At 48.3% G+C, this 23,121-nt stretch carries 25 protein-coding genes and 2 pseudogenes; 19 read left to right on the top strand and 8 right to left on the bottom strand.

Going from position 1 to position 23,121, the window contains the following annotated elements; all coding sequences use genetic code 11:
• Positions 1–15 precede the first annotated feature (15 nt).
• The 5 genes and pseudogenes from U5R06_02440 to U5R06_02420 all read right to left on the bottom strand — a co-directional run bounded on the left by U5R06_02440 (position 16) and on the right by U5R06_02420 (position 6,957).
• Positions 16–1,167, bottom strand: a complete 1,152-nt coding sequence (locus U5R06_02440; protein ID MDZ7721698.1) for an ROK family transcriptional regulator — start codon at positions 1,165–1,167, stop codon at positions 16–18.
• Positions 1,157–2,130: pseudogene (locus U5R06_02435) on the bottom strand (ROK family protein). The gene U5R06_02440 and the pseudogene U5R06_02435 overlap by 11 nt, the downstream one beginning before the upstream one ends.
• A gap of 2 nt (positions 2,131–2,132) precedes the next feature.
• The gene (locus U5R06_02430) at positions 2,133–4,493 is read right to left on the bottom strand and encodes a glucosamine-6-phosphate deaminase (protein ID MDZ7721697.1); all 2,361 of its coding nucleotides are present in this window, start codon (positions 4,491–4,493) and stop codon (positions 2,133–2,135) included.
• Between the two features lie 777 nt (positions 4,494–5,270).
• Positions 5,271–6,443 carry a tyrosine-type recombinase/integrase gene (locus U5R06_02425; protein ID MDZ7721696.1) on the bottom strand — a complete coding sequence of 391 codons (1,173 nt, stop codon included), beginning with the start codon at positions 6,441–6,443 and terminating at the stop codon, positions 5,271–5,273.
• Positions 6,433–6,957: a helix-turn-helix domain-containing protein gene (locus tag U5R06_02420; GenBank protein ID MDZ7721695.1), complete on the bottom strand. Its 525-nt coding sequence runs from the start codon at positions 6,955–6,957 to the stop codon at positions 6,433–6,435. The genes U5R06_02425 and U5R06_02420 overlap by 11 nt, the downstream gene beginning before the upstream one ends.
• 699 nt (positions 6,958–7,656) lie before the next feature.
• Between U5R06_02420 and U5R06_02415 the strand changes: the two genes are divergently transcribed.
• From U5R06_02415 to U5R06_02340, 16 genes are all read left to right on the top strand, one after another.
• Complete coding sequence (locus U5R06_02415) at positions 7,657–8,634, top strand: PD-(D/E)XK nuclease family protein (GenBank protein ID MDZ7721694.1); 978 nt, start codon at positions 7,657–7,659, stop codon at positions 8,632–8,634.
• Positions 8,635–8,657: 23 nt separating this feature from the next.
• Positions 8,658–9,500, top strand: coding sequence for a hypothetical protein (locus tag U5R06_02410; protein MDZ7721693.1), 843 nt, complete (start codon positions 8,658–8,660; stop codon positions 9,498–9,500).
• A gap of 3 nt (positions 9,501–9,503) precedes the next feature.
• Positions 9,504–10,421: a hypothetical protein gene (locus U5R06_02405; GenBank protein MDZ7721692.1), complete on the top strand. Its 918-nt coding sequence runs from the start codon at positions 9,504–9,506 to the stop codon at positions 10,419–10,421.
• 2 nt (positions 10,422–10,423) lie between these two features.
• Positions 10,424–10,795: a hypothetical protein gene (locus U5R06_02400; protein MDZ7721691.1), complete on the top strand. Its 372-nt coding sequence runs from the start codon at positions 10,424–10,426 to the stop codon at positions 10,793–10,795.
• A gap of 9 nt (positions 10,796–10,804) precedes the next feature.
• Complete coding sequence (locus U5R06_02395) at positions 10,805–10,981, top strand: hypothetical protein (GenBank protein MDZ7721690.1); 177 nt, start codon at positions 10,805–10,807, stop codon at positions 10,979–10,981.
• 150 nt (positions 10,982–11,131) lie between these two features.
• The gene (locus tag U5R06_02390) at positions 11,132–11,332 is read left to right on the top strand and encodes a hypothetical protein (GenBank protein ID MDZ7721689.1); all 201 of its coding nucleotides are present in this window, start codon (positions 11,132–11,134) and stop codon (positions 11,330–11,332) included.
• Between the two features lie 71 nt (positions 11,333–11,403).
• Positions 11,404–11,649, top strand: a complete 246-nt coding sequence (locus U5R06_02385) for a hypothetical protein (protein ID MDZ7721688.1) — start codon at positions 11,404–11,406, stop codon at positions 11,647–11,649.
• Between the two features lie 68 nt (positions 11,650–11,717).
• Positions 11,718–12,008, top strand: a complete 291-nt coding sequence (locus U5R06_02380) for a hypothetical protein (protein ID MDZ7721687.1) — start codon at positions 11,718–11,720, stop codon at positions 12,006–12,008.
• Positions 12,009–12,568: 560 nt separating this feature from the next.
• Positions 12,569–12,904: a hypothetical protein gene (locus U5R06_02375; protein MDZ7721686.1), complete on the top strand. Its 336-nt coding sequence runs from the start codon at positions 12,569–12,571 to the stop codon at positions 12,902–12,904.
• 226 nt (positions 12,905–13,130) lie between these two features.
• Positions 13,131–13,472 (top strand): hypothetical protein, encoded by a 342-nt coding sequence (locus U5R06_02370; GenBank protein ID MDZ7721685.1) that lies wholly within the window; start codon positions 13,131–13,133, stop codon positions 13,470–13,472.
• A complete protein-coding gene (locus tag U5R06_02365) occupies positions 13,457–14,140 on the top strand; it encodes a hypothetical protein (protein MDZ7721684.1) in 684 nt (227 codons plus the stop codon). Before U5R06_02370 ends, U5R06_02365 begins: the two co-directional genes overlap by 16 nt.
• A 24-nt stretch (positions 14,141–14,164) precedes the next feature.
• Positions 14,165–14,992, top strand: a complete 828-nt coding sequence (locus U5R06_02360; protein MDZ7721683.1) for a hypothetical protein — start codon at positions 14,165–14,167, stop codon at positions 14,990–14,992.
• 23 nt (positions 14,993–15,015) lie between these two features.
• Positions 15,016–15,765 (top strand): DUF5131 family protein, encoded by a 750-nt coding sequence (locus tag U5R06_02355; GenBank protein MDZ7721682.1) that lies wholly within the window; start codon positions 15,016–15,018, stop codon positions 15,763–15,765.
• Positions 15,766–15,779: 14 nt separating this feature from the next.
• Complete coding sequence (locus U5R06_02350) at positions 15,780–16,286, top strand: hypothetical protein (GenBank protein MDZ7721681.1); 507 nt, start codon at positions 15,780–15,782, stop codon at positions 16,284–16,286.
• A 4-nt stretch (positions 16,287–16,290) separates the two neighbouring features.
• Complete coding sequence (locus U5R06_02345; GenBank protein MDZ7721680.1) at positions 16,291–16,761, top strand: glycosyl hydrolase 108 family protein; 471 nt, start codon at positions 16,291–16,293, stop codon at positions 16,759–16,761.
• 36 nt (positions 16,762–16,797) lie between these two features.
• The gene (locus tag U5R06_02340) at positions 16,798–17,217 is read left to right on the top strand and encodes a 3TM-type holin (protein MDZ7721679.1); all 420 of its coding nucleotides are present in this window, start codon (positions 16,798–16,800) and stop codon (positions 17,215–17,217) included.
• 250 nt (positions 17,218–17,467) lie between these two features.
• Here the strand turns inward: U5R06_02340 and U5R06_02335 are convergent, their stop codons facing one another.
• Complete coding sequence (locus tag U5R06_02335; protein ID MDZ7721678.1) at positions 17,468–17,854, bottom strand: hypothetical protein; 387 nt, start codon at positions 17,852–17,854, stop codon at positions 17,468–17,470.
• Positions 17,855–17,919: 65 nt separating this feature from the next.
• Positions 17,920–18,486, bottom strand: a pseudogene (locus tag U5R06_02330) (GAF domain-containing protein).
• A gap of 640 nt (positions 18,487–19,126) precedes the next feature.
• On the opposite strand from U5R06_02330, the gene U5R06_02325 reads away from it, so the two are divergent.
• Positions 19,127–19,339 carry a hypothetical protein gene (locus tag U5R06_02325; GenBank protein ID MDZ7721677.1) on the top strand — a complete coding sequence of 71 codons (213 nt, stop codon included), beginning with the start codon at positions 19,127–19,129 and terminating at the stop codon, positions 19,337–19,339.
• Positions 19,340–19,545: 206 nt separating this feature from the next.
• Entirely contained in the window at positions 19,546–19,791 is a 246-nt protein-coding gene (locus U5R06_02320) for a hypothetical protein (GenBank protein ID MDZ7721676.1), read from the top strand.
• Between the two features lie 172 nt (positions 19,792–19,963).
• Here U5R06_02320 and U5R06_02315 read toward each other — a convergent pair whose 3' ends face one another.
• Positions 19,964–22,324, bottom strand: a complete 2,361-nt coding sequence (locus U5R06_02315; GenBank protein ID MDZ7721675.1) for a PAS domain S-box protein — start codon at positions 22,322–22,324, stop codon at positions 19,964–19,966.
• Between the two features lie 443 nt (positions 22,325–22,767).
• On the opposite strand from U5R06_02315, the gene U5R06_02310 reads away from it, so the two are divergent.
• Positions 22,768–23,076, top strand: coding sequence for a hypothetical protein (locus U5R06_02310; GenBank protein MDZ7721674.1), 309 nt, complete (start codon positions 22,768–22,770; stop codon positions 23,074–23,076).
• Positions 23,077–23,121 lie beyond the last annotated feature (45 nt).

Raw genomic sequence — 23,121 nt, 5'->3', positions numbered from 1 at the left:
ATTTCAGTTTTCATCCTATCCATCCTGACTGAATATGCGTCGGAACATGAGCGATGTGGCGCCCAGAGATACCGAATGCACACCGCCCGTGGCAAACTGAATAGGCGGCAGGGCAATACCGGCTGGAAAATTTGAGCTGATGCGATGCTGAACGCGCTGCAGCAGCCGTTCCGCGATCAGAGGTTCCGCTTTGGAGAGGTCACCGCCGATCACGATCAGACCGGGATTGATCAACAGGATAAAGCGGACAATTTCCGCGGCAAGAAAGCGGGTGTATTGCCGCAATACCGCCTGGCAGACCGCACAGTCGGATTCATATTGAATGATATCATCCATACTCACCGGGTAAGCGTTTCCGGGAATCGCACTTTTCCCGTAACGCTGCTGCGCTTTTTGAAACAAAATCTGCAGTGACGGAACCGAAGCGGTCAATTCCCCCGCCGTCCCGTAAGCGCCTTCAAAAATACGGTTGTTCAACACCAGTCCCGCACCCATCGTACCTGTTTTCTCATTCAGAGAAAGAAACACCACATGCCGGTGCTTTTGCATCACGTCCTGCGCATGCCATTTCAAACCGAGAACGCCCGCATTGGCATCATTGATAATCTCAACCGGAAAGGACATCCGTTCAGACAAAGCCGACACCAGCGGATAATTCTGAATATGCAATTTTCTCGAATAGCGGATGCGGCCGCGTTTTCGGTCCACCAGACCGGTCAGCGCAATGCCGATCCCGATCAGTTTATCTTGCTGCAGGTGCACTCCGCTCAGGGTGGCATTGATACAACCCACCAGAGAATGGGTCAGCTCAGCGCCACTGACGGTCGGCGCTGGAGTCGTTATGGACTGGTGCACAATCCGCCCGGAAAAATCAACCACAGTGGTTCGCAGCTCATCCGGGATCACTTCAATACCGATCACATAACCCCGATCCGGATTCAGACGCCACAACGTCGGGGGTTTTCCGGCCGCAATTTTCCGGGGAGCGCCGCGGCTTTTCTGAATAAATCCGCGTTTCCGCAGCGAGCGCAGAATATAGACCAGAGTAGAAGACTGGAGTCCCACCTGCCGGGCGATCTCGGCTCCGGAGAGGTCCGGGCACACCCGTATGGCATTCAGGACAGTTTGATGGCTTTTGATGTCAAACCGGTATGATTCAAAGAGCATATATTATCCTATAGACAACCTGTTCAAAACCAAAAACCCGGCGCCCGAATGATCCGGCCTGATCACCCAGTTCAGCCCGTACCACCTGCGGTCTGATGCGGCGATCCAACAATAATTCGTTCAAAACGCGCCGGGTGGCTGGTAAAAAATACGGCGCCGCGTTTGCCACGCCGCCTCCGAGAACAATACGTTCAACATCTAAAAGATTCAGGGCATGACTCAATCCCAGAGCCAGATGCTCACCAATTTCCTGATAGAGCTGAAGCGCGATCCGGTCGCCTGAACTCGCGGCTGCGCTGATCTCCCGGGTGGATTCACAGAGATCGGATTCGGACTCGTCAGGAAATGCCGTTCGGTACAACACGTGGTAGCGCTGAACCAGAGCGGACTGCCCGATAAACGCCTCCAGACAGCCGCGCCGGCCGCAGGGGCACACCGGACCGTTCGGATCAATACAATTATGCCCCAGTTCTCCGGCCAGCCCGTTAACACCGCGATAAACGCTGCCGTTCAAAATCAGTCCGCCGCCCACCCGGTTCCCAGCGTCACCATGAGCAATGAATCGCGGCGTTCACCGGCTCCGTAGGCATACTCTCCTAACCCAGCGGCATTGGCATCGTTTTCAAGAGAAACCGGTACCTGAAAATATTCGCTAAAGCGTTCAACAATGCGACTCTTCTCCCATCCGGGTAAATTGGCCGCGTATGTCAAGACACCCGCCTCCGCATCCACCAGACCGGCTATTCCCACACCGATACCGCGCAAATTCACCGGCGGCATGGCGTTTAGACATTTGCTCAGATCATCGGACACACGGAAAAGCAGAGATTCCAGTCCCTGTTCGGGCCGGGTTCTGATCGAATCTGTGTTCAGCACCTCGCCCTTTGGATTCAACAATGCGAAAGCCGTGGTGGTGCCGCCGATATCTATTCCAGCGACACAATCTGTTTTCGGATTCAGCATCGTCAATTAGGAGCATCCTTGAATTGCATTCTTTGTTTGAGCGTGCTGGTTTGTCTGCAAAATTCATCGATATTCATGGTTTTGATGTAACACAGGCCGTGCATGGCGCGGATGCGCGGATGCTGATTTTCATTAAAGAAATCCTGTCCCAGACAGGTTTTCAGCGTATAAAACTGTTCCGCCTGAATTCTCTGCGCCAGTCTGGAAAACGGTCCATCCAGTTCCGGACTGGGAAACGACGCATTGCGCTGCGAGCCGAACGCGTTGTAAAACGTGTTTTCGAGAATGGCCAATGAATTCAAAGAAACCGGCACAAACACATCCGCTTCGGACGGATGGAACCGGTACCAGACATTCCGATACCCCCAGATCTCGATATTTTTACGATCTTTTTTTTCATAGCGCCGTAGCGCTATAGCGGCCGCCTGCAGCACTTTGTAATGGGTATCCGGACCGCTGCCTTCAGGATCAAACGCCACGGTCATCACATCAGGCTGAATTTGGCGCAGCAAATCGAGTATCGGCTGTACATCGCGTTCCATATCCGGTTCCCGGGCAAACACATCATCCTGATAAAATCCAAGCCGCAAATGATTGACGGAACGCGAATCGAATCCCAGATGCGCCCACAGCAAATCCGCTTCCCATTCCCGGATCATGCCTTTGAGTTTCTGTACAGGTTCCGGGTCTGTTTTGCCGGGATAGGCGGATTGAAAATAGGCTTTCAGCTCATTGATGCGCCGTCGCAGCTGCGGGATATCCTCACCATACAGCTGATTCAGATTGCGCAGCAAACGACGCGACACCGCTTCCCGTTTCAGGGTTTGATGATGACCGGCCACGCCATCCAGATAATGATACACGTCCCGGTGACGATAAATAGGATTGTGATTCGTGAAATACTGCTCAGCCGCACGCCGTTCATAATCCGGGGTGCGCATATAAGCCGAAAGGGACTGCAGTAGATCCAGCATATACTGGTTGGTCACCGCATGAAATCCACTGGTCATATAATTAAAATAATGGGTATTTTCCGGAGAACGCACCAGATGATAAATATACGGCAGATATCCCAGCATGATATCATCGTGATGCGGCGCTGTGTGCATAAAGGTTTTGCCATGGATTTCGCGGGTGCCGGCAGCGATCTTTTCGATGAGATGCTGTTCAACACCGGATTTCAGGTCATCAAAAGCCTGCCGGGTACGCTGCAACAACAATGCGGCAAAGCGGTCGGACTGCACATCCGCCTCGTTGAGATCCCGGATACGTTTGCGTTTGCTTGCAGCAAGATCAATGATCACCTCTTCGATTTGTTCACGGGTAATCGTCCCGGAGGTGTGCAAGTCGACATAACGGCGTTCTTTCAGACATGAGGCCGCACCGTGTGTCAGATAAAATCGGGCATGAGGCAGACGCTGCAGCACAGTGGCCGGATACTGATTTGACGGTTCATGTTCCACAGCACCGGCAACGGTCTGTGCTTTGGCTTCCCCGGCAGCGATAATGATCGCTGCGGCATCGCGGCAATAGGTTAACGTGGACAAACCGATGGTGATCACCAAACGATTGCGGGCGACTTCGATGCCGCCGAGCGCCGAAGCCGCAGCGGCCTGGGTCTCGTAATTGGCGGGCGTCAGACGGGTGGTGGAATAAAAATCCGAACCACGGATATTGAATGCGGCATGCCCGTCCGGACCAATGCCGCCGAGGAAAAAACCGATGCCGCCCAGATCGCGGATGCGGGTTTCATAATCCGTGCAAAACTGATCAATGCGTTCAATGACCTGTTTCCGCAGCCGTTCCTGTTTGTTCTCAGGTTGTCGCGAGCGCAGAGTCAGGTCTACTTTGCTATTCGGAAAGACCTGTTCAACACTCATGTGGTTCGGAATCCCTAGATTATAACAGTCCATCAGCAACGCTTTCCGCGGATCCAGTCCGAACCCCTCTATATAGTGCGTATGCACAAAATAGTAAAAACTGTTCTCCTGGTCCGGATGGATCGGATAAAATTCACTCATTTGCACAAAATGCAGACTTTGCATCCGGGGTTTATGTTCCGGATCCAGTCCGTTCAGCGCCAAATCCCTCTGCACATCGGTCTTGTTCCAATGTACCCAATAATACTGAACCCAGCTGATAAAATAATCTGACGATTGTCCGGCCGGCAGGGAAATCACTCCGCCGGGATGGGTCTGTACCCACTCCAGAAACCGCAGTGCGGCCAGTTTGCCCAAAAGCGGCACATTATCGACTTCGACCACGGGGATTTTTTCCGTATCCTGATAAATAAATTCGTACCCGGAATGCTGCAGCGCCCGTTGTTCCGGTAGAGACGTGGATTTAAAACCCTGATCAGCCATACAAACCTTAATTTAATTCATTCATTGAATGAATTAAATATAAGAACATTTCCCGGCACTGTCAAGGGTAAAATCAAAGAGAGGTTTGAAAGTCGAATGATGCATTGATGCGAGACAGCGGAACTCTATGAAAAAATAGTGATCTCCCTGGATCGGCAACTATACTAATTTGCAGTTTTGCAGTAAAATTGTAAATCCCCTCCGGGGATTGTGGTTGTTTTGTGCGACGAGTGACAGCGGCACAATCCTGATAAAGGCTAGGCCCTGCCTCTTCCAGTTGTCGCAACGCGGAAAGCTGTACGATAAAAAACAGAGTATTATGGGAAAAGGCAAATAAAAGTCGAAAGGTCTGAAAATGCAAAGGAAGGGTGGGTTTGTCATTCGGCTTTATCCAGGTTTGATGAAAATTCGTTACAATCCCGCCCTACTTCCGGGCCTCGTCGTACAATTCTCAATTGTGCGACGAGTGAGAGCGGCACACTCCTGAAAAAGGCTCGTTCCTGCCCCTCCCATTTGTCGCACAGCAGCCAAGCTGTACGACAAAGAACATAGAGGGCTGCACGGCAGCATCGCGGATATTGCACCCACACCACACACAACCACCTATTTTTAATAGACTTGATCAACAATCAACCCCCACCCAAGCCCCCAAAAACACCCATTTTATCCCATTTTTACCCTCGAATATTTCCCCCATATTTCCCAGGGTTTTTATGAGCTTACGGTAATTTTATATTTTTCCACATTTCCCACATTTTTCCCAAAATAAGTATCGGATTATATCGGCTTTGTATGCTCCATGATCTCTTGCAGCTTTTGATCTACAATTTTCCCATAAATCTCCGTTGTGCGCACATCCGCGTGACCCAGAAAGGCGGAGACGGTTTTTATATCGGTGCCCTGCGTCAACTGATCCGTGGCCACGGAGTGCCGCGTCGAGTGAAACGTTATTTGCTCGGGGAGGCCGAGGTCTCGTCTTGCCACCCGGAACGATTCCGAAACTGTGTTTCGATTGCCAATCTCGAAAAATATATATCCGTCTTTTGCTCTTTGAATGGCTCTCTGTTTGTTCTGATCCAATTTCATATAAAGGATATGCTCTTTCAGTTTTTTTTCATTTTTTAGTATATTGATTCTTTTTTCCAGCATTTCAGCACATATTCTATAAAGTGGAATATGCCGAACCTTGTTTCCTTTTCCCTTTATCTTGATCACCCGCACGACATGATCCTGCTGAGGGATAACCAGATAATCCTGAACTTTAATATCCAGTATTTCCGATTCCCGCGCGCTCGTCCACAGAGCAAAATTAAACACATCCAGCTGCCAGGCCGGTTTTTCTGCATAATATTTCCGCAACAACTCGACTTCCTCGCGAAGTAAATACCTGCGCTTTTTTTCTTCTGTACTTTTTCCCAGTTTTCTTATTTGTCCAATTATCGGGTTTTTTTGGGCATATCCTTTTTCAAGCGCCCAGTTGAAAAATATGGAGACATGTCTCAAATGCCCCTTGATCGTTTCCATTTTATAGGGTTTGCCATGCTTTGTTCTTTCATCTTTTGTCATTCTCAAGGCAAATTCTCTGATTTCATCTTGCTCTATTTTCTGAACATCCAGATTTTTGCCCATTACTTTTATGAATTTTTTCAAGGCCAGTATATCACTTTCTAATGTGCCTTTGGCTATTTCTCCTAATTCCTTTTGCCTTTCCCGATGCGAGATAAAAAATATTGCAGCCTCCCCCAGCGTTTTTGATGTCGCGGATCGTTCGCGATAATTTTCAATCTTGAACGTGCCGGCAGCAATCTGATCCCTGACGACCAGATACAATTGTTCCATGTATTCCCAGGAACATTTTTTCGAAATTCTTCTCTGGGATCCGTCAGCGTAGAAAACTTTTATCGAGGGATATTTTCTACCCTTTTCCAAATAGGCGCTTTTAGCTTTCATGGTTCTCTCCCATTTTTATTGCTTCGTAGGGCATGACGAGGGTTACCAATGCTCTCAATTTTTCAACAAGCATTTTTTTGTTTTTTTCCTCTTTTAGCATATCGATCAATCTTGACAGCTCTATCATTTCATACTCGTCCAATCGCGCAATAAACCCGAGCAGCTTTTCACACTCTGTAATCTTCCGATAATCCATATCTTTAAGCATATCCAGGCACCCCCCGATAGTCTTGTTCTCGGCATCACTTTTTATATACACTTTATCTGTTTTATCTTGGATCACTTTGTTTTTGATTAAATAGCATTTTCTGCCATTGACCTGCAGATGATACCCCAATGCATTTGCAATTTTTATTGCATTTTTTCTGGACACCCTGTCTCTTTTCCCCTGTATATACCGCCACATGGTGGTTCTGCTTATTCCTGCTTTAGCCGCCACCTCCGTGTGAAACATCCCTTCCTGTAACAATACTTTGTTCAACTCCTCTGCAAACATTTTTCCGTCTAAATCCATGTTTCACCTCACTTTTCCGTTTCCTCATGACTCCCCTTGGTTCAGTTTGTTTCATGACGTTTCAGAAATTACTTGACATTAATTTAAAACTTTTATATGTTGCATACAGTTTCATTAAATATTACAATGTACCATTTAAATCCATTGAACAATTATTAACTCCCGGAGGCCGCATGTCAAGCCAAAACGACTTTTTAACGTTACCTGAAGCACAAAAAGAACTCGGTTACAGCTCTGTGCGATCCGTTTATAACCTTATCAAAAACGGCAGGTTACAAAAATATCGGCGCCTGAATCAAACCATCGTTGCTCGGTCTGATGTCAAAGCCCTTAAACAGCCGCAGCCGGTTAATTCGTAAACATTGTATTGTTTCTATTTATTTCATCTTGTTACCAATTTATTCATTATGTTTCAAAATAGCAATAAAAAAATACAGCTTCTCAATTTTAAAGAGTGCTGTGAATACCTGGGGATCAGCCGCAATGCCCTCTTGAAGGTTATAGCGCATGATCATACGTTTCCGGCCCTAAAAACTCCAACCTGCAGGAGCCGGATTCAGATTGATAATTGGCTGGATTCCCCTTCGCCCGCATGGTGGGGCAATAAAGAAAACGAGATCCAGGGCGAGCAAGCAAAGAAATTCAGCGTTGAGATCGATCATCTCAACTAATCTATAAAATCAATTAGGGAGTAATATCATGGACGTCGGAACCATGCACCAATCGGATATCGGGCTTTATCTGACCTGTCCGATGCAGTTTTTTCTGCGCAAAAAGCTCAGACAGCCGGAGCCTGGACGGCATCCCAACGCGGTCACAGGGTCGGCCCTGCACTGGGCTATTGAAATATGGCACAAACACGGTCAGAAACTAATGGATCGCCAATTTTGCGACAATTTTTTCCTGCATTATTTTCACGAGACCATCAAGGGCAATGATCCCATGACACTGGCCCATAAAGAGGGTCCGATCCCGCCGGTCATGTGGGAGTGGGGAAAACACGATCAGGATCATTTGCTCTCAGACGCTCAAACTGTTTTTTACAATTACACCGGCCAGGAGCATAATCTTAATGCGAACGTCTTGATGACGGAATCTGAATTCGACGTCACGTATTACCGCACACATTACGCCGGTTCGGTCGATCAGATCCGGATTGCCGACGATGGCACCCTGGAACTCTGGGATTTCAAATTCAGCAGTTTTAAACCCGGACAATCATATCTCGATCGGGGATATCAGTTTACGCTTTATGCCTTTGCCATGCTTCGCGGCAGTTTTTTTAGTCTGCCTGATGATCCGGACTGCAATGAAATTTATCACACGCAGATAGGCGAATTGCCCGCCCGCTGTGTCTGGTATCATCTCCCGAACTTGCTTCCCTACAAACGCAACACAGGCACCGCCAAAAAGGGCGACCTCCGGGGCGACCCGAGAATATTCACGTACCGCGACAGCAACACGGTCAAATTCGGCATGAAAAACATCCGCAAAATCGTCTCTCAAATCCGCCGCGATGTTTTTCCCATGGCGCCGCGTGTGTCCGGCAGCTGCAATGCATTCTGTCACTTGCATGATGCATGTAAAAACATCGAGGAAGGCCTGCCGGCTGATACACAACGTCAGGCCGGAGAGGCTGCTTTATACGATTTTTTCAACGAAACCGCAATTATTTAACATAACCCAAAGGAGTGCTTATCATGGCTAAAAACAAAGACCTGACCCGACGCGAAAACTCTGCTGTTTCTGCTGCTCTCGATGATCCTTTAAACAGCTTTGGCGAGGCTGCAAATCAAATTCCAAGCAAGGTACCGGTCGCCCGCATCGAGTATCTGGCAACCGATCAAACCAAACAGGATCACCCGGAGTGGCAACGCGGCAAGTTCAGTATCAACATTGGCGAACAGCTGGATCATCTTGAGGCCTGTATCCTGGGCATCAAGTACAGCCGTATGCTCTGGCCGCCCTTCGATCCTGATGACAAAAACCCGGAACCCCTCTGCAAATCAGATAACGGGCTCTGGCCGACCGGTGGACTCGAAAGCCCCAAAACCTCAACAACACACAAATTTGATGCTGAGAACCATCCGGTTTGTGTGGCGTTCATGGCCGACGGTCAACCGTCCCGGAACGCAACCGGGAAATTTATTCCGGTCTGTCCCTACGCCATGTTCGGCCAGAACCGCGAAGCGCCGACGTGCAAGGAAGTGTTCACCATTGCGCTTTTCGAGCATCAACTCAACATCCCGGTGCTTTTCACGGTCAAATCTACCGGCATCAAGCATCTTTCAGATATGCGCATGGCCTTGATCAATTTCGAGCGCGAATTCAAAGGCAAACGTGAACACCCGATCACCTTGTATGCTAAATTGATTATCAAGTCGATTCCCGTCAAAAACTGGTTCGAGCCTCATTTCGAAATTGCCGGCAAATTCGGCAAAACCGAACTCGAGATGAATCTGGAAGCATACAACGAGATCCAGCCGAATCTGCAAAAATACTCGACAGATGATATCAGTTTTGACGGACCCGAGGACGCTTAATCTATGGACAACGCTTATTCTGCGGCGAAAAAGCTGCAGCATGAACAGAACAAAAAGACCGGTTCATCCGCCTACTATGTGGGCGTGATGACCGGCCTTTTCAACAAAAAACATCTGGATCAAATGGGCAATGCAATCTTTACATACGGGCTTCTTTTGAGCAAAGTAACAGGGTGGGACAAACGTTTCGCCCTCGGCGCCGTCCTGAAAGGCACGCCGATCAAAATCGATTTCCTGGAATCAGAATCCGGCATCCCGGGACGTACAATCCGGCGCCACATGCTCACCCTTGAGACCCATGGATACATCATAAAACTGCGATCCGCCCGCGGTCTGCGTATTTATATCACCAATTATCGGCCGGCCGGAAAGCCGCGTCTGGCCTCGGGTGAGTGTCCACAAGCGGCCGTTCTGCGATTGTCAAACCTGGCCGATCAGGGAATTCTGCGCGGCCAACGTGTGGCCACTCTTGTAGGGTATAAATGGTATGGTATAATAACGGAGACCTCTGTATCAAATGAAACTCCCGGCGATTTTAATCACCCACAAGCGGAACTCTTTATCTACATGCAGCGGCTGTTCGGTCTAAGACTCGGCACCGCTGAACTTCGCTACCTGCACAGGGGCAACAAACACTCAAAGACTTTTCACGGCATCCAAACGGTCATCCAGGCCACGGCCCGGACACTCATGGCGCACGAAGCAAAAAAGGAACAGCAGGAACGCAAGGGCATGGTACCGGTCGGCATTACCAACGTTGTGGCTTATTTAAATTCCGGCCTGCACGGTCCGCGCCGGTTTCTGCTGCAAAAGCGAAAAGGCGAATACGAATACATCAAGCGCTGTGAATCGCTTTATGCTCAAATCGCAAGCGAAATCAAAGATTATCGAGAAAAACAAAAATCAGAAAAGGAGGCCTGACCATGTTATCACATCCATTTTACAAACCGGTCGTTCCGGCCGTCCGGGAAATTCCGCGCCTGCCGGGCTGTTCAGCCGAATTGCCGGACAATATCATATCCGACATAAAATATATTTCTAAAACTTGCAAAAACGCTCAAACCGGTCTTTGCGACGGGGAGGGCTATGATGATTGCCTCGGGCGTCTGCATGAAGCCGAGGATCTCTGCGCCGCCTTGCTCGATCGCGCCGTCGGTCTGATCGGCTGTTTCAACGATTCTCGTTATGTCGCCGAATACCTCATCACCGCGGTCGATAAAAAGGTTCCGCCTGAAATTATCAAATTCACAAACGAATTTTCAGCAATCGACGAAAACGGCGACCAAATCGAATAAGGAGTATTCATGTATCAACACAGCGAAAACTACAGGCGCCTGACGCTTGAGTATATTGTAGACATCCAAAAGGATGCTGATATCAATAAGCCTTTTTCGCAATGGCTGGCAGCAATTGTGCGTAAATCCGAAGAGTATCAGCTCGCTCGTGCCGAAGTACTGGTCATCTCAAAAGGGAGCTTTTAACATGTACACAGTCGAATATTACCGCCAGGGGCGACCCAAAGATGCAAAGACATTCAGAAAATTCATAGAATCAAAAGCGTTCAGAATTGCTTTGCAAACGTGCCCGGAAATCAAATTAATCACTCTCATTTACCAAAAGGAGGCCGCACATTGGATCCACTCACAGCAACCGCCAAGATCGATAACACCAAGGTCAAAGCGGACAAAGACGGCAACCTGGTCATGTCTTTAGCGCTGCGAATCCCGCTGAGAAGCTCAAAGCTGATTGAAAGCGTCAAGGATTTCGCATCTCTGCAGACCGGCGCTGTTACTGTCACATTTGAACCCAGTCAAACCGAACTGGATCTTTAATTCGTTACCGGCGCGGCAACTCGGGTTGCTGTGCCGGACTTTACACCACAAACTCGAAAAGGATGAATGCAATGGCAAATATTGACAGAAATCTCGGTGATTTTGACAGGGCTCTTCACTACGCTGTCGAGGTCATGAACCGCAATGACGGAGATGTACCCGATGCGCTGATCGATGCAATCGATGATCTCCAAAACGAATACACGTCCTATCTGGAACCTGACATAGAAGCACTGATAGAGCAAGTCGATTCTCTAAAAAAGGAAAATGCCGAGCTCCGCGATGAAAATGACGAATTATTAAACCAAACAGGTTAATCAGAACCTGCCACCTGGACCGGCATTGTTCGCCGGTCAGGGAATCATTCAACATAGGGAAATTTGAAATGTATGCAATAGTTTGTAAATCACGTTACAAAGACGAGATGTTAGCACTGATTGACAGAAATCATACAAGGTCAAAATGGTGGACATCCACAGAATCTTTCTTGATTCTTAAGATCGTTTCAAAAACTGCAGCGGAAAAAATCTGTTCAAAATATTTATACAATGCAGCAAGTGTCGTCAGCTATAACCATGCTCGCGATATTATAGATGCTCAATCAAATGAAGCGATACACAGACTTGCACTTGCAGATTCCAGTCTAGGCTGGGATGCTCACAAAGACAATTTTTAATTCCTGAATTGCCATCACTATAAAATAAGTAATAAAAAAAATGCCAACACAACATCATCATTTAAAATGTGAATCTCGATATTTTCAAGAAACAGCAAAGGGAAATAAACTATTTGAGGTACGCAAAAACGACCGCGATTATAAGGTTTACGATACAATCTGTTTGCAAGAGGTTGTCGATGGAGTTCTCACAGGTCGGGAACTACCGACAATGGAAATATCATATGTTTTATATGGCGGAAAGTATGGAATAGCAGAAGATTATTGCGTCATGCAGTTAAAAAGATAACAAAGAATTAACCAAAATTGCCATCACGATAAAAAGGAACTCGACCATGCATATAAAAAAAATACTCAGTCAACACCGCCGCGATTTCCGCGCAATTTTTGAATGTGAGCATTGCGGCTATACGACGAAACAGTCAGGATACGACGATGCACATTTTCACAACAATGTCGTTCCAGAATTGATCTGTGCAGAATGCGGAAAAAAGGCCGGCGAAAATTACCGGCCACTGACAACAAAATATCCTGATTATAAAACAGTTTAAGGAGATCCCATGACAAAATTCAAATATCTACTCAGATTCGTTTCAGGTTTTTTGCACTCAATCGTTGCGGACATACACAAAAATCTATACCGGCTGGACGATCTCGCGGCTGAAACTTTTCCCAAAAGCTGGCTGTTTCATTTTATTTCATTTTTCCTGCTGTCCTGCGCTGTTCTTTTGGCCCGGATTTCACCCTGGTTCATCGTCGGCGCCGCACTGGCTCAGGAATATGAACAGTTTTTGCATTATTTCGCTTACAGAAATTGCCATGATTTCGTCATGGACCTGCTGGCCGATGCCGCCGGTCTGTTGCTTGCAATCAAACTCATGCAGAACCTTTTGTAATGATACCGTCCCGGGAACATAATTTCAAATGCCGCGACAAATGCCAGGCCATTTTCAAAGTGTATTTCCTGCAGCGTTCGGTTTCAGACGTCTGCCGTGATTACAATATTTCACGCCAGACCTTTTATCGCTGGGAGCGCCAGTTCAAAAAATCTATCCAGCCCGTCTGGGGCGGAATTTCACGGAAAAAAAGGAGACTGTAACCATGCAAGAAATCCAGGAAAGATTGGATAAAATTTTTGAAAAATACCCGAAATATGTTTCCTTCGAATACCGCAGAGAAACAGATTCTCGTACCAACCAAATCAAATACTATTTCAGAATTTACACCTCTGACATTGGCCATTATCAATTCGACAACAAACCTGATTTTCTAAATTTTCTTGATTCTGTTATCTCCGATTCAATACTGGAGATCAAAAAAAGAAAATTAGATAATTTGCTAATCAAACAAGCCCAACTTGAAAATAGCTCATACTGCACAATGAATGAAATCAAACAACTCGAATCCGAAATAAACCATCTATCCAATCCCCATCAGGAGGGCGATCAATGCCAAAAACAATAACCTGCATATTAGGGTCACAATCATCCGGCACCACACTCTTGACCGAATATTTCAAGGAGGCCGGTTTCACTCTCTCAGATTGTGCAGATAAAACCACGTTCTTTGAAGACCCCGAACTCAACAACATTAACGAGCAAATGCTTCTAAAACGCGGTATGAACTGGCATAATGTCCCGCTACATACCACGTTTCACCCGGATCAATTCACGGCAACCATCCTGCACAAATATTTTCTCAAGAATCCGCAAATCAATCTCATCAAAGACCCCCGGATTCTGCTGCTTCTGAATATCTATGAATACATCGATATTGATTTTCAGTTTATCTGCACCTTCCGCAATCCCCTGGCCACGGCCGCAAGCATCAAGAAACGATTCTCTCTTCCAGCTGAACAGAGCGTAAAGCTCTGGGCCTCTTATTATTCACGCATGATCAATAGAAAGATTCCCGTGATTCAATTCGGTGAAAGCGTTGAATTCTCGGATTATATCGACAACCTCCGCCGCTGTTGTGAGTTTTGGGATTTCGAATACGATCATTCCGCAGCGGTCAATGTGTTCAATCACAAAAAACTGCATATCCATGACCCGAATCTCTCCGGTGATCATATTTCACCGCTTTATGTCCTGCTCTACAAACACTTGCAAAAAATGGCGGCTGCCTGTTAATCAAACAGAAAGGATTTTTCACTCATGGCAAAAATTGCAATCATAACTCCGGTAATACTCAACACGCCTGAACTGGTCAATATGACCCTGAATTTTACAAAATCAATTCATTCCCGGGATCATTTCATAAAACTGTTTCTCATTCATAACGATTCCGGTCCGCTTCCCCGTGCTGCGGAATTTAAGCAAATCATGCAGTCAAAAAGCATGGATATAAAAGTCATTCACAATGGCACCAACCGCGGTGTTCCTTATGCCTACAATGAAGGACTCTACCGCGCACAGTGCAAAGGATTTCAAACGTTCATCCTGGGCAATAATGACGTTCTGCTCGCGCAACAGACCATCGATCAGCTTTACGCCTCTTTCCGCAAAAACGATTATCTCATGCTCTCTGCAGTCGACCGCAGACCCGAGCTTTCCCCCGATCAGTTGCAAACCATTTCTCGTTTTCCGGCTGATCTTCAATCGTCTGCCAGAGGATTCAAACCCGCATCCGATTATGCGTTCATCCTGTTTTCCAAGACAACCCTCAATCTTATCGGCTATTTCGACGAGCAATTCTCTCCCGCCTATTTCGACGATGACGATTACTCCGCCCGTCTCTGGATCGCCGGACACGATTCCGCAGCGTTCACCGGCGCGCCCATGATTCACCTGTCCGGCATCACCAACACGTCAAAACCCGGACGAATCTGCACGCACAAAAAATTCCGACTCAACCGCACAAAATTCGTCAATAAATGGGGATGCGAACCGTTCAAATCCTGCAAACCGGCTGTTCAACATTACTATCCGCACCCCTGTAATGATACTTCACGCAGCTTGTATATCCCCTATGGCCATCAATGATAAAAACACAGAAAGGGAGTACCATGGCAAAAAACACAAAAATCGAATGGACAGACCACACGTGGAATCCCTGGCGCGGCTGCCGCAAGGTCTGCAAGTGCTGTTCAAATTGCTATATGTTTCGCGAACAAAAACGCTACGGTAACGATCCCACGCAGATCATCCGGGCTGCGGATCAGACCTTCAATGCACCTTTGAAATGCAAGGACTCGGCTTTTGTGTTTACCTGCAGCTGGTCTGACTTTTTCATCCGGGAAGCCGACGAATGGCGGGGAGAGGCCTGGGATATCATTCGCAACACACCACACCTCACTTATCAAATTCTCACAAAACGCGCCGCCCGCATCCGCGAGTGCCTGCCCAAAGACTGGGGCAATGGCTGGAACAATGTTTGGTTGGGAACATCTATCGGTACAAACGATTCTCTCACACAGCTTAATTTCCTGCTGGACATTCCGGCGCAGATTCGTTTTATCAGCGCCGAACCCCTCCTCGAAAAAATTGATTTTGGATTCAGGCTTTGGTCCGAAAAGTCTCCAAATTCAGGCAAAATCAACTGGGTCATTGTGGGCGGTGAATCCGGCCCCGGCGCCCGACCCATACTCGAAAAATGGGTTCAACTGATACAAGAGGATTGTGCCCTGGCCAATATTCCGTTCTTTTTCAAGCAGTGGGGCGGCAAAGAAAAAATCAATGGTTCATACGGTGGCCATCGGCTCAACGGCGACATGGTTCAGGAAATGCCGTCTGTTCAAATGTCTTTATTTTCATAGACAGGAGTTATCCCATGAGATCCCTTGTCAGTCTCGAATCACCGTTCGCTCGCAATATTCCGGTCAATACAGCCTATGCAAGGCTCTGCATCAAGGATTCCCTCAATCGCGGAGAATCGCCAATTGCCGGCCACTTGCTTTATACGCAGCCGTTTATTCTGAATGACACAATCCCCCACGAACGCAAGATCGAAATCGACGCGCATCTTGCATGGCTGTCCGTTGCTGACCGGTCTGTGGTTTACATGGACCGCGGAATCAGTCAGGGCATGCGATACGCTATCGATAAAGCTCAAAGCTACACCGTTACCGTTGAATACCGCACACTCCCGGGAATTGATTCGCTCTATTATTACCCCTGGGGTAACAACTCCAAGCGCAAAGAATTAAAAGGACGCATATTCAAGTTGCTGTCCCGCGGCGACAAAAACAGCGCCCTGGTCGAATTCCTCGACAATGGCCAGCGCGAAATCATTTCAAGAAACGCAATCCGAAAACTCAAAACCAACCCACAAAGGTGATATTATGGCAAACTTTTTAAAATGCTTCGAAAACACAATGATCAACGAGGGATACGGAACCTACACGAATGATCCCACCGATCACGGCGGCGAAACAAGGTGGGGCATCTCAAAATCCGCCCATCCGGATATTGATATCAAAAACCTGGACCGCGAAGGGGCAATGAACATCTACCGCCATGAATATTGGAATCCTGTCAAAGGCGACAAAATCAAAGATCAACTCATTGCAGCCCTTTTATTTGACACGGCAGTGTTATCCGGCGTTTTTACAGCGACCAAACTTGCTCAAATCGCCGCCAACTGTCCGCCGATCGATGGCATCATGGGACCGGTCACCCTGAGCACGCTGAACAATCTTGATCACATTGGCCGGGAGTCTTTTTTCTTCGCTTCGCGGTTTCCCGCATTGCTCGATACGCTAAAATCTGTAACAAATCCTCCAGACAGAAACGCTTTCTTTTGGGCTGGATAAACCGTTCACTCAAAAGCGTAAAGGAGATATAACACAATGGCAAAAATAAAACTTGCAATCCTGGGCGATCTGATTGATTCTGTTGACAACCTAATCGACAACACATTCACATCCAAAGAAGAAAAATTGGAACTCAAGAACGAACTGGTCAAATCAAAAGCCCTGTTTCTCTCGGCGATCAATGCATCTCAATCACACACCAACACAACCGAAGCAAACTCCGGCTCCCTGTTTATCGCCGGATGGCGCCCTGCCATTGGCTGGATCGGCGCCCTGGCCCTGTTTTATCAATTTATTGTATACCCCATACTCCTATGGTTCAATGTCTCAGACACCCCGCCGGCCCCCTTTGACTATTCGCTTCTCTATTCAATCATCACCGGCATGTTGGGAATCGCCGGTCTCAGATCGTTTGATAAGATTAAAAAGGTTGATACAAAAAATATTAAAAAATGATGTTATAAGAGCAATTCGTTGTCGTTAATACCACTAATATATCTGGGATTTTTTGTATTAATTCTAATAGCTTTTACATTTTTATTTCCTCATAGTTTGCTGCTAACGGGCTGCGCGCTTTTTGCGCCGTCCACTGCAGCAGCAAGGTTCGATGCTTCAGATTTCTGCCTTCGCATCCTGTAACTTGCGAACTACCCCACAAAGAATAACAAGAAAAACCTTAAGCCTATTGTCTTCCCTTTCCTTTGGGTCACGTACCTGGGGCATAGATATCGATGTGATCGCCAGCGGCCATAAATAAGCGGTTTATCAACTCGGGTAAATTGGTGACCTCGATATCACGAGATAGACTATTGCGAATCTGGTTTAGTATTTCAAGTGTCGACCAGAACCATTTTTCATTATCCAACTCCTCCCGAAAGCATTTGCACAGCTTAAGTGTCTGGTAGAATCGAAGACCAACAGATTCAAGTCTTTCTTGATTTCGGACATTCTGCTGGAGGTATTGGAAAAGTAGGGCCTCAATAATCAAATGGGCTGCAACAACCGCGCTTTGATCATCGGGAGCAGGCCAGATTTTTTGCTTCACTGTAGATAATGCTTTTTCACGTGAATCTAATAAATGAACTTGAGGCATATTTTTGCTTCCGTCGAACCCATTGAATCACCCGCGTGGAATGGTCGCAGAGCAAAGCGGCGCGGCTATTTCTCGTCGGGTGAATTCAGTTGTTCGATGATCTCGTCGGCATTTTCGGGGTACAGTTCCCGGATGCAGTCGGGGCACATTCCGTGACTGAAATTAGTCCCTGTATGGTTTGAGACATACGCTTCGAGTCGTGTCCATAAGCCCTCGTCATCTCGAATTTTTCTGCAATGGGAGCACATCGGCAAGATGGAACGTAAGGTCTTGATTTCGGACAGCGTACGCTCCAACTCGTGGTTCTTTTCGTTGAGAAGGTCAAGGTGCCGACTGTTGGACAAGGCGATTGCGGCCAGATCTCCAAAGACACCTGCTATATCAGCGTCTGCATCCGTGAAGTCCGAAGGTTTGTTGGCCAGGCCCATGATGCCCACGGTCTTCCCATCAAGGTTCAGTGGTGCGAACAGCACATTTCTCATGACGACATGCCCCGCGGGCATGTACTTTACCCACTCGCTGTTCATGAAATCGTTGTTGTATACGGGCTTGTGGCTCACATACGCAGTTTCGCGGAGTCCACGAATGGGCATCGGCAGTTCTGGGTCTACTGAACACGGCATCCCTCCGGCCTCAAGAACGAGACTTCGTTCTCATGCCCATCGTCACTCAGAAGTGCAACATAGCCTGAGACTGCCCCAGTCATTTCGCAGCAACGGTCGAAGATCGCGCGTGCGGAATCGGAGAAGGTCTGCTTCTCCAGAATCGCGCGAGCCCCACTGACTACCGCAGCAAGCTTGGCTTCCGCAGATCGAACTACACTCATTGTATCATTTCTCCTCTCATCGAACAAGTGAGTATACAGTTTCTTATTAGCATTCAAAACAAACTATTCAAAATTATTGATAAAATCAATAAAAATCATTGCTTTTATCAAATAAATTCCTTATAGCTCTCGAGCGCTAAACAGGTCGTATAGCACTTTAAATGCAATGATAAACGGGAACAGGGGATTGTTTTCAGGATCGCATCGGGTTTCCACCCCGGCGTGCCGCATTAAAAGAGGTTCCACTTCCCAACGACCACCCTGTCCTCACAGATATCCCACCAAAGTTACAATCCCTTATTAATTTTCATTGTTTTTTAATCACTTACCTTTTTTTCTGTAACCCCTTGTTTCTTTTCTTGTTAATTTCCCTTGCGATTTCATTCCGTTTCTTTTATACTTTCCCTGTAAATCATAGTGCACCTAATTTAAGTCAGGAAATTGACATGGCCAAAGTAACAGCACCTCTGTTCTCCCTGGATGCGTCCGGAACCATCGGCAAGGCGTTCACCTTTTCCAAGTGGAAAGGCCGCAAGCAACTACGTGCGAACCCGCGTTTCGCCGTACAACCCAAAGTCTTCCGGCCAGACCACTCAGCGGACAGCTTTCAGCTCTGCTGTAACGGTATGGCAGGGAATGTCGTCCGGGGAAAAAGATAACTGGAATGCCCGCGCCAGAGGCTTGGGCCTGGTAATGTCCGGTTATGACGTTTTACGTCCAGCAGTACCTGGACCAGGGCGGTGTGCCGACGATGCCTTGACGAGTCCCATCTCAACGCCTCACCATAGCGCTTCGCTGAACCCGGCCGTTGACTCCCGGCCGGTCTTTTCAAAGGTGAATGAACACGGTCGAAAGGATCTAATGTATGGCGAAAATTCCGCAGAACACGCTCAACCATCTTCCTCAAAGCTATTCAATCCCGCTGATTTCCAACTATTTTCAAATACTCCCCCAATACCTCGACCGCGCAGAGGATTCAATCGATATCTGTATCTACACCGCCCGCTATTACCGGGGCCGTTCCAACAATGTCGTAAATGATTTCTTTAAAGCTCTGCGTGATGAACATGGACGAATAGTCGTATCCAAGTCCTGCTCAAGCCCAATTTAAGAAAGAACACTGTCAAAACACACTTGACTCATGGTTAATAGCTTGCCCGCCTGCTGGCGGGAACCGCCGTGTACGAGCCCCGTACGCACGGCCTGCCCCGATGTTTTTTTATCGGGGTGGTTTGAGAGGCGCACTCCGGTCTTATAGCCGTAGCCGCCTACTCGATTGGCAGCTATGTCGTTTGTACGGATGAGGCATCGAGCAACTCTCGCACTTTGCGAGCGAGGTCATCGCGCGTGAACGGCTTGGACATGAAATGCATGCCTTCGTCAATTACACCGCGTCTGCTTATCACATCAGATGTGTAACCGGACATGAACAGCACCTCGACGCCTGGCTTGGCCACAGTGATTCTTTTCGCCAGTTGGCGTCCATCCATTCCGGGCATGACCACGTCGGTCAACAACAGATGAATGGCCCCCGGATGCTGGGCTGTCAGTTTCAAGGCTTCGGCCGGTGTCTCCGCGACGACGACGTGATACCCGAGGGTTTCCAGGAACAGGCCACAGGTCACGCGCAGCGATTTCTCGTCCTCCACCAACAGGATGGTCTCCCCTCGTCCTCTGGGTGCTTCCGCCTTGCTGGTAACGGTTGTTTTCACGACCTCTGCCTCAACCTCTTGCAAATAGACCCTGAATGTCGAGCCCTTGCCTGGTTCGCTGTAGACGTCTACGGATCCAAAGTTCTGCTTGGCGATACCATAGACGGTGGACAATCCCAGACCCGTTCCCTTGCCGACCCCCTTCGTCGTGAAGAACGGCTCGAACACCTGCGCCAGATCCTCCTCTTTCATTCCGCAGCCATTGTCGCTGACCGAGAGACAGACATACTCTCCTGGAATGGCATCCGGATGGCTTGCGCAAAATTCTGCATCAATGTGAGCCTTTTCGGTCTCGATGACGATCTCACCGACGCCGGAAATGGCGTCACGAGCATTGACGCACAGGTTGGCAAGGATCTGGTCAATCTGCGCCGGATCGATCAGTACCGAACCCGTGCCCTTGCCGGGCCGCCAGGCCAAATTAATGTCCTCACCGATGAGCCGCCGCAACAGCTTGAGCATGCTCTCCACGGAATCATTGAGGTTCACGACCTTGGGCTCAATAGCCTGTTTCCGGGCAAAGGCTAAAAGTTGCCGGGTGATTTCAGCCGACCTCTCGGAGCACAAGCTTATTTCGTCGAGCCACCCCCTGATCGCATGGTTCGGCTCAATTTCCTCCTTGCACATCTCGGCGTATCCCATGATGCCCATGAGCAAATTGTTAAAGTCATGCGCCACGCCCCCCGCCAATCGGCCCACCGACTCCATCTTCTGGGCTTGATGGAGTTGTTCTTCAAGATGTGTTTCGTGCGAGAGATCGCGTTTCACGGCGACATAATGCGTGATATTGCCCGTCGTATTTTGCACGGGTGAGATCGTGGACTCTTCCTTGTAGAGGGTGCCGTCCTTTCGCTTGTTGATCATGCGGCATCGAAACACGCGCCCGGCGGTCAGTTCCGCCCACATCCGGCGGTAGAACTCTTCGTCGTGTTTGCCGCTCTTGAGAATTCGCGGGTTCCGGCCGATGGCATCTTCACGGGTATAGCCGGTAATCGTCTCGAAGACCGGATTCACATAGACAATGCTGCCCGTCTGATCCGTGATGATGATCGCCTCCGCCGCCTGCTCCACCGCAATCGCCAACAGGTCGCGGGATTCCTGGGACTGCTTGAGGGCCGTGATGTCCATATACGTTCCGATCACACCAACGATCTCACCGTCCTCATTGAGCAGCGGCAATTTGTTTGTCAGCAGCGTGATGGTGTCCCCGGCCGGGGTCGTCTGGGTTTCCTCGACGAGCAGCTTGGCGCAACCACTTTCGATGACGGCTCTATCATCGGCGCGATACTTTTCCGCCTGCTCGCGCCATCCCATCTGGAAGTCGTCTTTTCCGATAATGTCCGCGGGATCGGCGAAACCCGCATCATGGGCGAATGCCGCATTGCAGCCCAGGATGACAAGATCCTTGTCCTTCCAGAAAACACGAGCGGGTATTGCATTGATAATCCGTTGGATCATCAGTGCGGATTCCCGCTCTACTCTTTCTGCTTTCTTTCGTTCAGAAATTTCTCGGATGTTGCACTGCATGACCTTCTGGCCGCGTTCCAGATAGGTAGTGCTGATGAACTCCACCTCATGCCGCTTTCCGTCGCGGCCCTCCAGCGCCAGGTCATCGTACCGGATGAATTCCTTCTGCTGTAGCTCGGAAAAGTTAGCCTCGTTGGCGACAACATCCGCGAGGAAACCGATCTCCCAGACTTTCTTCTGGACCAAATCTTCGCGCGAGTAGCCCAGCAATTCCAATAGATACGGATTGGCATCCGTGATCATCCCGGTCTCGGCGTCGAGGATCAGAATACCGTCCTTGGCAGACTCGAAGAGTCTGCGATAGTGGCTTTCCGAAATTCGCAGAAAATCCGACATGCCGGCTTCCTCGCGCCTTGCATCCTGGCTCTGCTCCGTCTCGCTGTCCGGCGTTTGATTCGTGCTCATATCATTCTTCCTTTCGCCCAACCAGTGAGTATACAGTTTCTTATTAGCATTCAAAAGAAACTATTCAAAATTATTTATAAAATCAATAAAAATCATTGCTTTTATCAAATAAATTTTTTATCGCTCTCGGGCTCTAAATAGATTGTTTAGCGCTTCAAATGTAATGATAAACGGAAAAAGGAGGTTGTTTTCAGGATCGCGTCGGGTTTTCACCCCGGCGCGTATAATAACAGCAGATTCCACCTCCAGTCGAACACCCGGACCGCGCAGTATCTCACCAAAGTTACAATTCTGTATCCATTTCCCCTGTTTTCCCTAAACTTACCCTTATTTTCTGTAACACCTCGTTTCTTTCTGTTTCATTTTCCCTTGCGATTTCATTCCGTTTCTTTTATACTTTCCCTGTAAATCACAGTGCACCTAATTAAAGTCAGGAAATTGACATGGCCAAAGTAACAGCACCTCTGTTCTCCCTGGATGCGTCCGGAACCATCGGCAAGGCGTTCACCTTTTCCAAGTGGAAAGGCCGCAACTACGTGCGAACCCGTGTTTCGCCGTACAATCCGAAATCCACCGGCCAGACCACTCAGCGGACAGCTTTCAGCTCTGCTGTGACGGTATGGCAGGGAATGTCGTCCGGGGAAAAAGATAACTGGAATGCCCGCGCCAGAGGCCTGGGCCTGGTAATGTCCGGTTATAACTTTTACGTCCAGCAGTATCTGGACCAGGGCGGCGTGCCGACGATGCCTTGACGAGTCCCATCTCAACGCCTCACCATAGCGCTCCGCTGAAACCGG

The sequence above is a fragment of the candidate division KSB1 bacterium genome, assembly GCA_034521575.1.
Lineage (GTDB): Bacteria > Zhuqueibacterota > Zhuqueibacteria > Residuimicrobiales > Krinioviventaceae > JAXHMJ01.
This window is presented reverse-complemented; position numbering and strand designations above follow the sequence as displayed.

Bases quoted from the DNA above. Each gene is read 5' to 3' on its own strand.
- U5R06_02440 (MDZ7721698.1), bottom strand. From the start codon at position 1,167: ATGCTCTTTGAATCATACCGGTTTGACATCAAAAGCCATCAAACTGTC.
- U5R06_02430 (MDZ7721697.1), bottom strand. From the start codon at position 4,493: ATGGCTGATCAGGGTTTTAAATCCACGTCTCTACCGGAACAACGGGCG.
- U5R06_02425 (MDZ7721696.1), bottom strand. From the start codon at position 6,443: ATGAAAGCTAAAAGCGCCTATTTGGAAAAGGGTAGAAAATATCCCTCG.
- U5R06_02420 (MDZ7721695.1), bottom strand. From the start codon at position 6,957: ATGGATTTAGACGGAAAAATGTTTGCAGAGGAGTTGAACAAAGTATTG.
- U5R06_02415 (MDZ7721694.1), top strand. From the start codon at position 7,657: ATGGACGTCGGAACCATGCACCAATCGGATATCGGGCTTTATCTGACC.
- U5R06_02410 (MDZ7721693.1), top strand. From the start codon at position 8,658: ATGGCTAAAAACAAAGACCTGACCCGACGCGAAAACTCTGCTGTTTCT.
- U5R06_02405 (MDZ7721692.1), top strand. From the start codon at position 9,504: ATGGACAACGCTTATTCTGCGGCGAAAAAGCTGCAGCATGAACAGAAC.
- U5R06_02400 (MDZ7721691.1), top strand. From the start codon at position 10,424: ATGTTATCACATCCATTTTACAAACCGGTCGTTCCGGCCGTCCGGGAA.
- U5R06_02395 (MDZ7721690.1), top strand. From the start codon at position 10,805: ATGTATCAACACAGCGAAAACTACAGGCGCCTGACGCTTGAGTATATT.
- U5R06_02385 (MDZ7721688.1), top strand. From the start codon at position 11,404: ATGGCAAATATTGACAGAAATCTCGGTGATTTTGACAGGGCTCTTCAC.
- U5R06_02380 (MDZ7721687.1), top strand. From the start codon at position 11,718: ATGTATGCAATAGTTTGTAAATCACGTTACAAAGACGAGATGTTAGCA.
- U5R06_02375 (MDZ7721686.1), top strand. From the start codon at position 12,569: ATGACAAAATTCAAATATCTACTCAGATTCGTTTCAGGTTTTTTGCAC.
- U5R06_02365 (MDZ7721684.1), top strand. From the start codon at position 13,457: ATGCCAAAAACAATAACCTGCATATTAGGGTCACAATCATCCGGCACC.
- U5R06_02360 (MDZ7721683.1), top strand. From the start codon at position 14,165: ATGGCAAAAATTGCAATCATAACTCCGGTAATACTCAACACGCCTGAA.
- U5R06_02355 (MDZ7721682.1), top strand. From the start codon at position 15,016: ATGGCAAAAAACACAAAAATCGAATGGACAGACCACACGTGGAATCCC.
- U5R06_02350 (MDZ7721681.1), top strand. From the start codon at position 15,780: ATGAGATCCCTTGTCAGTCTCGAATCACCGTTCGCTCGCAATATTCCG.
- U5R06_02345 (MDZ7721680.1), top strand. From the start codon at position 16,291: ATGGCAAACTTTTTAAAATGCTTCGAAAACACAATGATCAACGAGGGA.
- U5R06_02340 (MDZ7721679.1), top strand. From the start codon at position 16,798: ATGGCAAAAATAAAACTTGCAATCCTGGGCGATCTGATTGATTCTGTT.
- U5R06_02335 (MDZ7721678.1), bottom strand. From the start codon at position 17,854: ATGCCTCAAGTTCATTTATTAGATTCACGTGAAAAAGCATTATCTACA.
- U5R06_02325 (MDZ7721677.1), top strand. From the start codon at position 19,127: ATGGCCAAAGTAACAGCACCTCTGTTCTCCCTGGATGCGTCCGGAACC.
- U5R06_02320 (MDZ7721676.1), top strand. From the start codon at position 19,546: ATGGCGAAAATTCCGCAGAACACGCTCAACCATCTTCCTCAAAGCTAT.
- U5R06_02315 (MDZ7721675.1), bottom strand. From the start codon at position 22,324: ATGAGCACGAATCAAACGCCGGACAGCGAGACGGAGCAGAGCCAGGAT.
- U5R06_02310 (MDZ7721674.1), top strand. From the start codon at position 22,768: ATGGCCAAAGTAACAGCACCTCTGTTCTCCCTGGATGCGTCCGGAACC.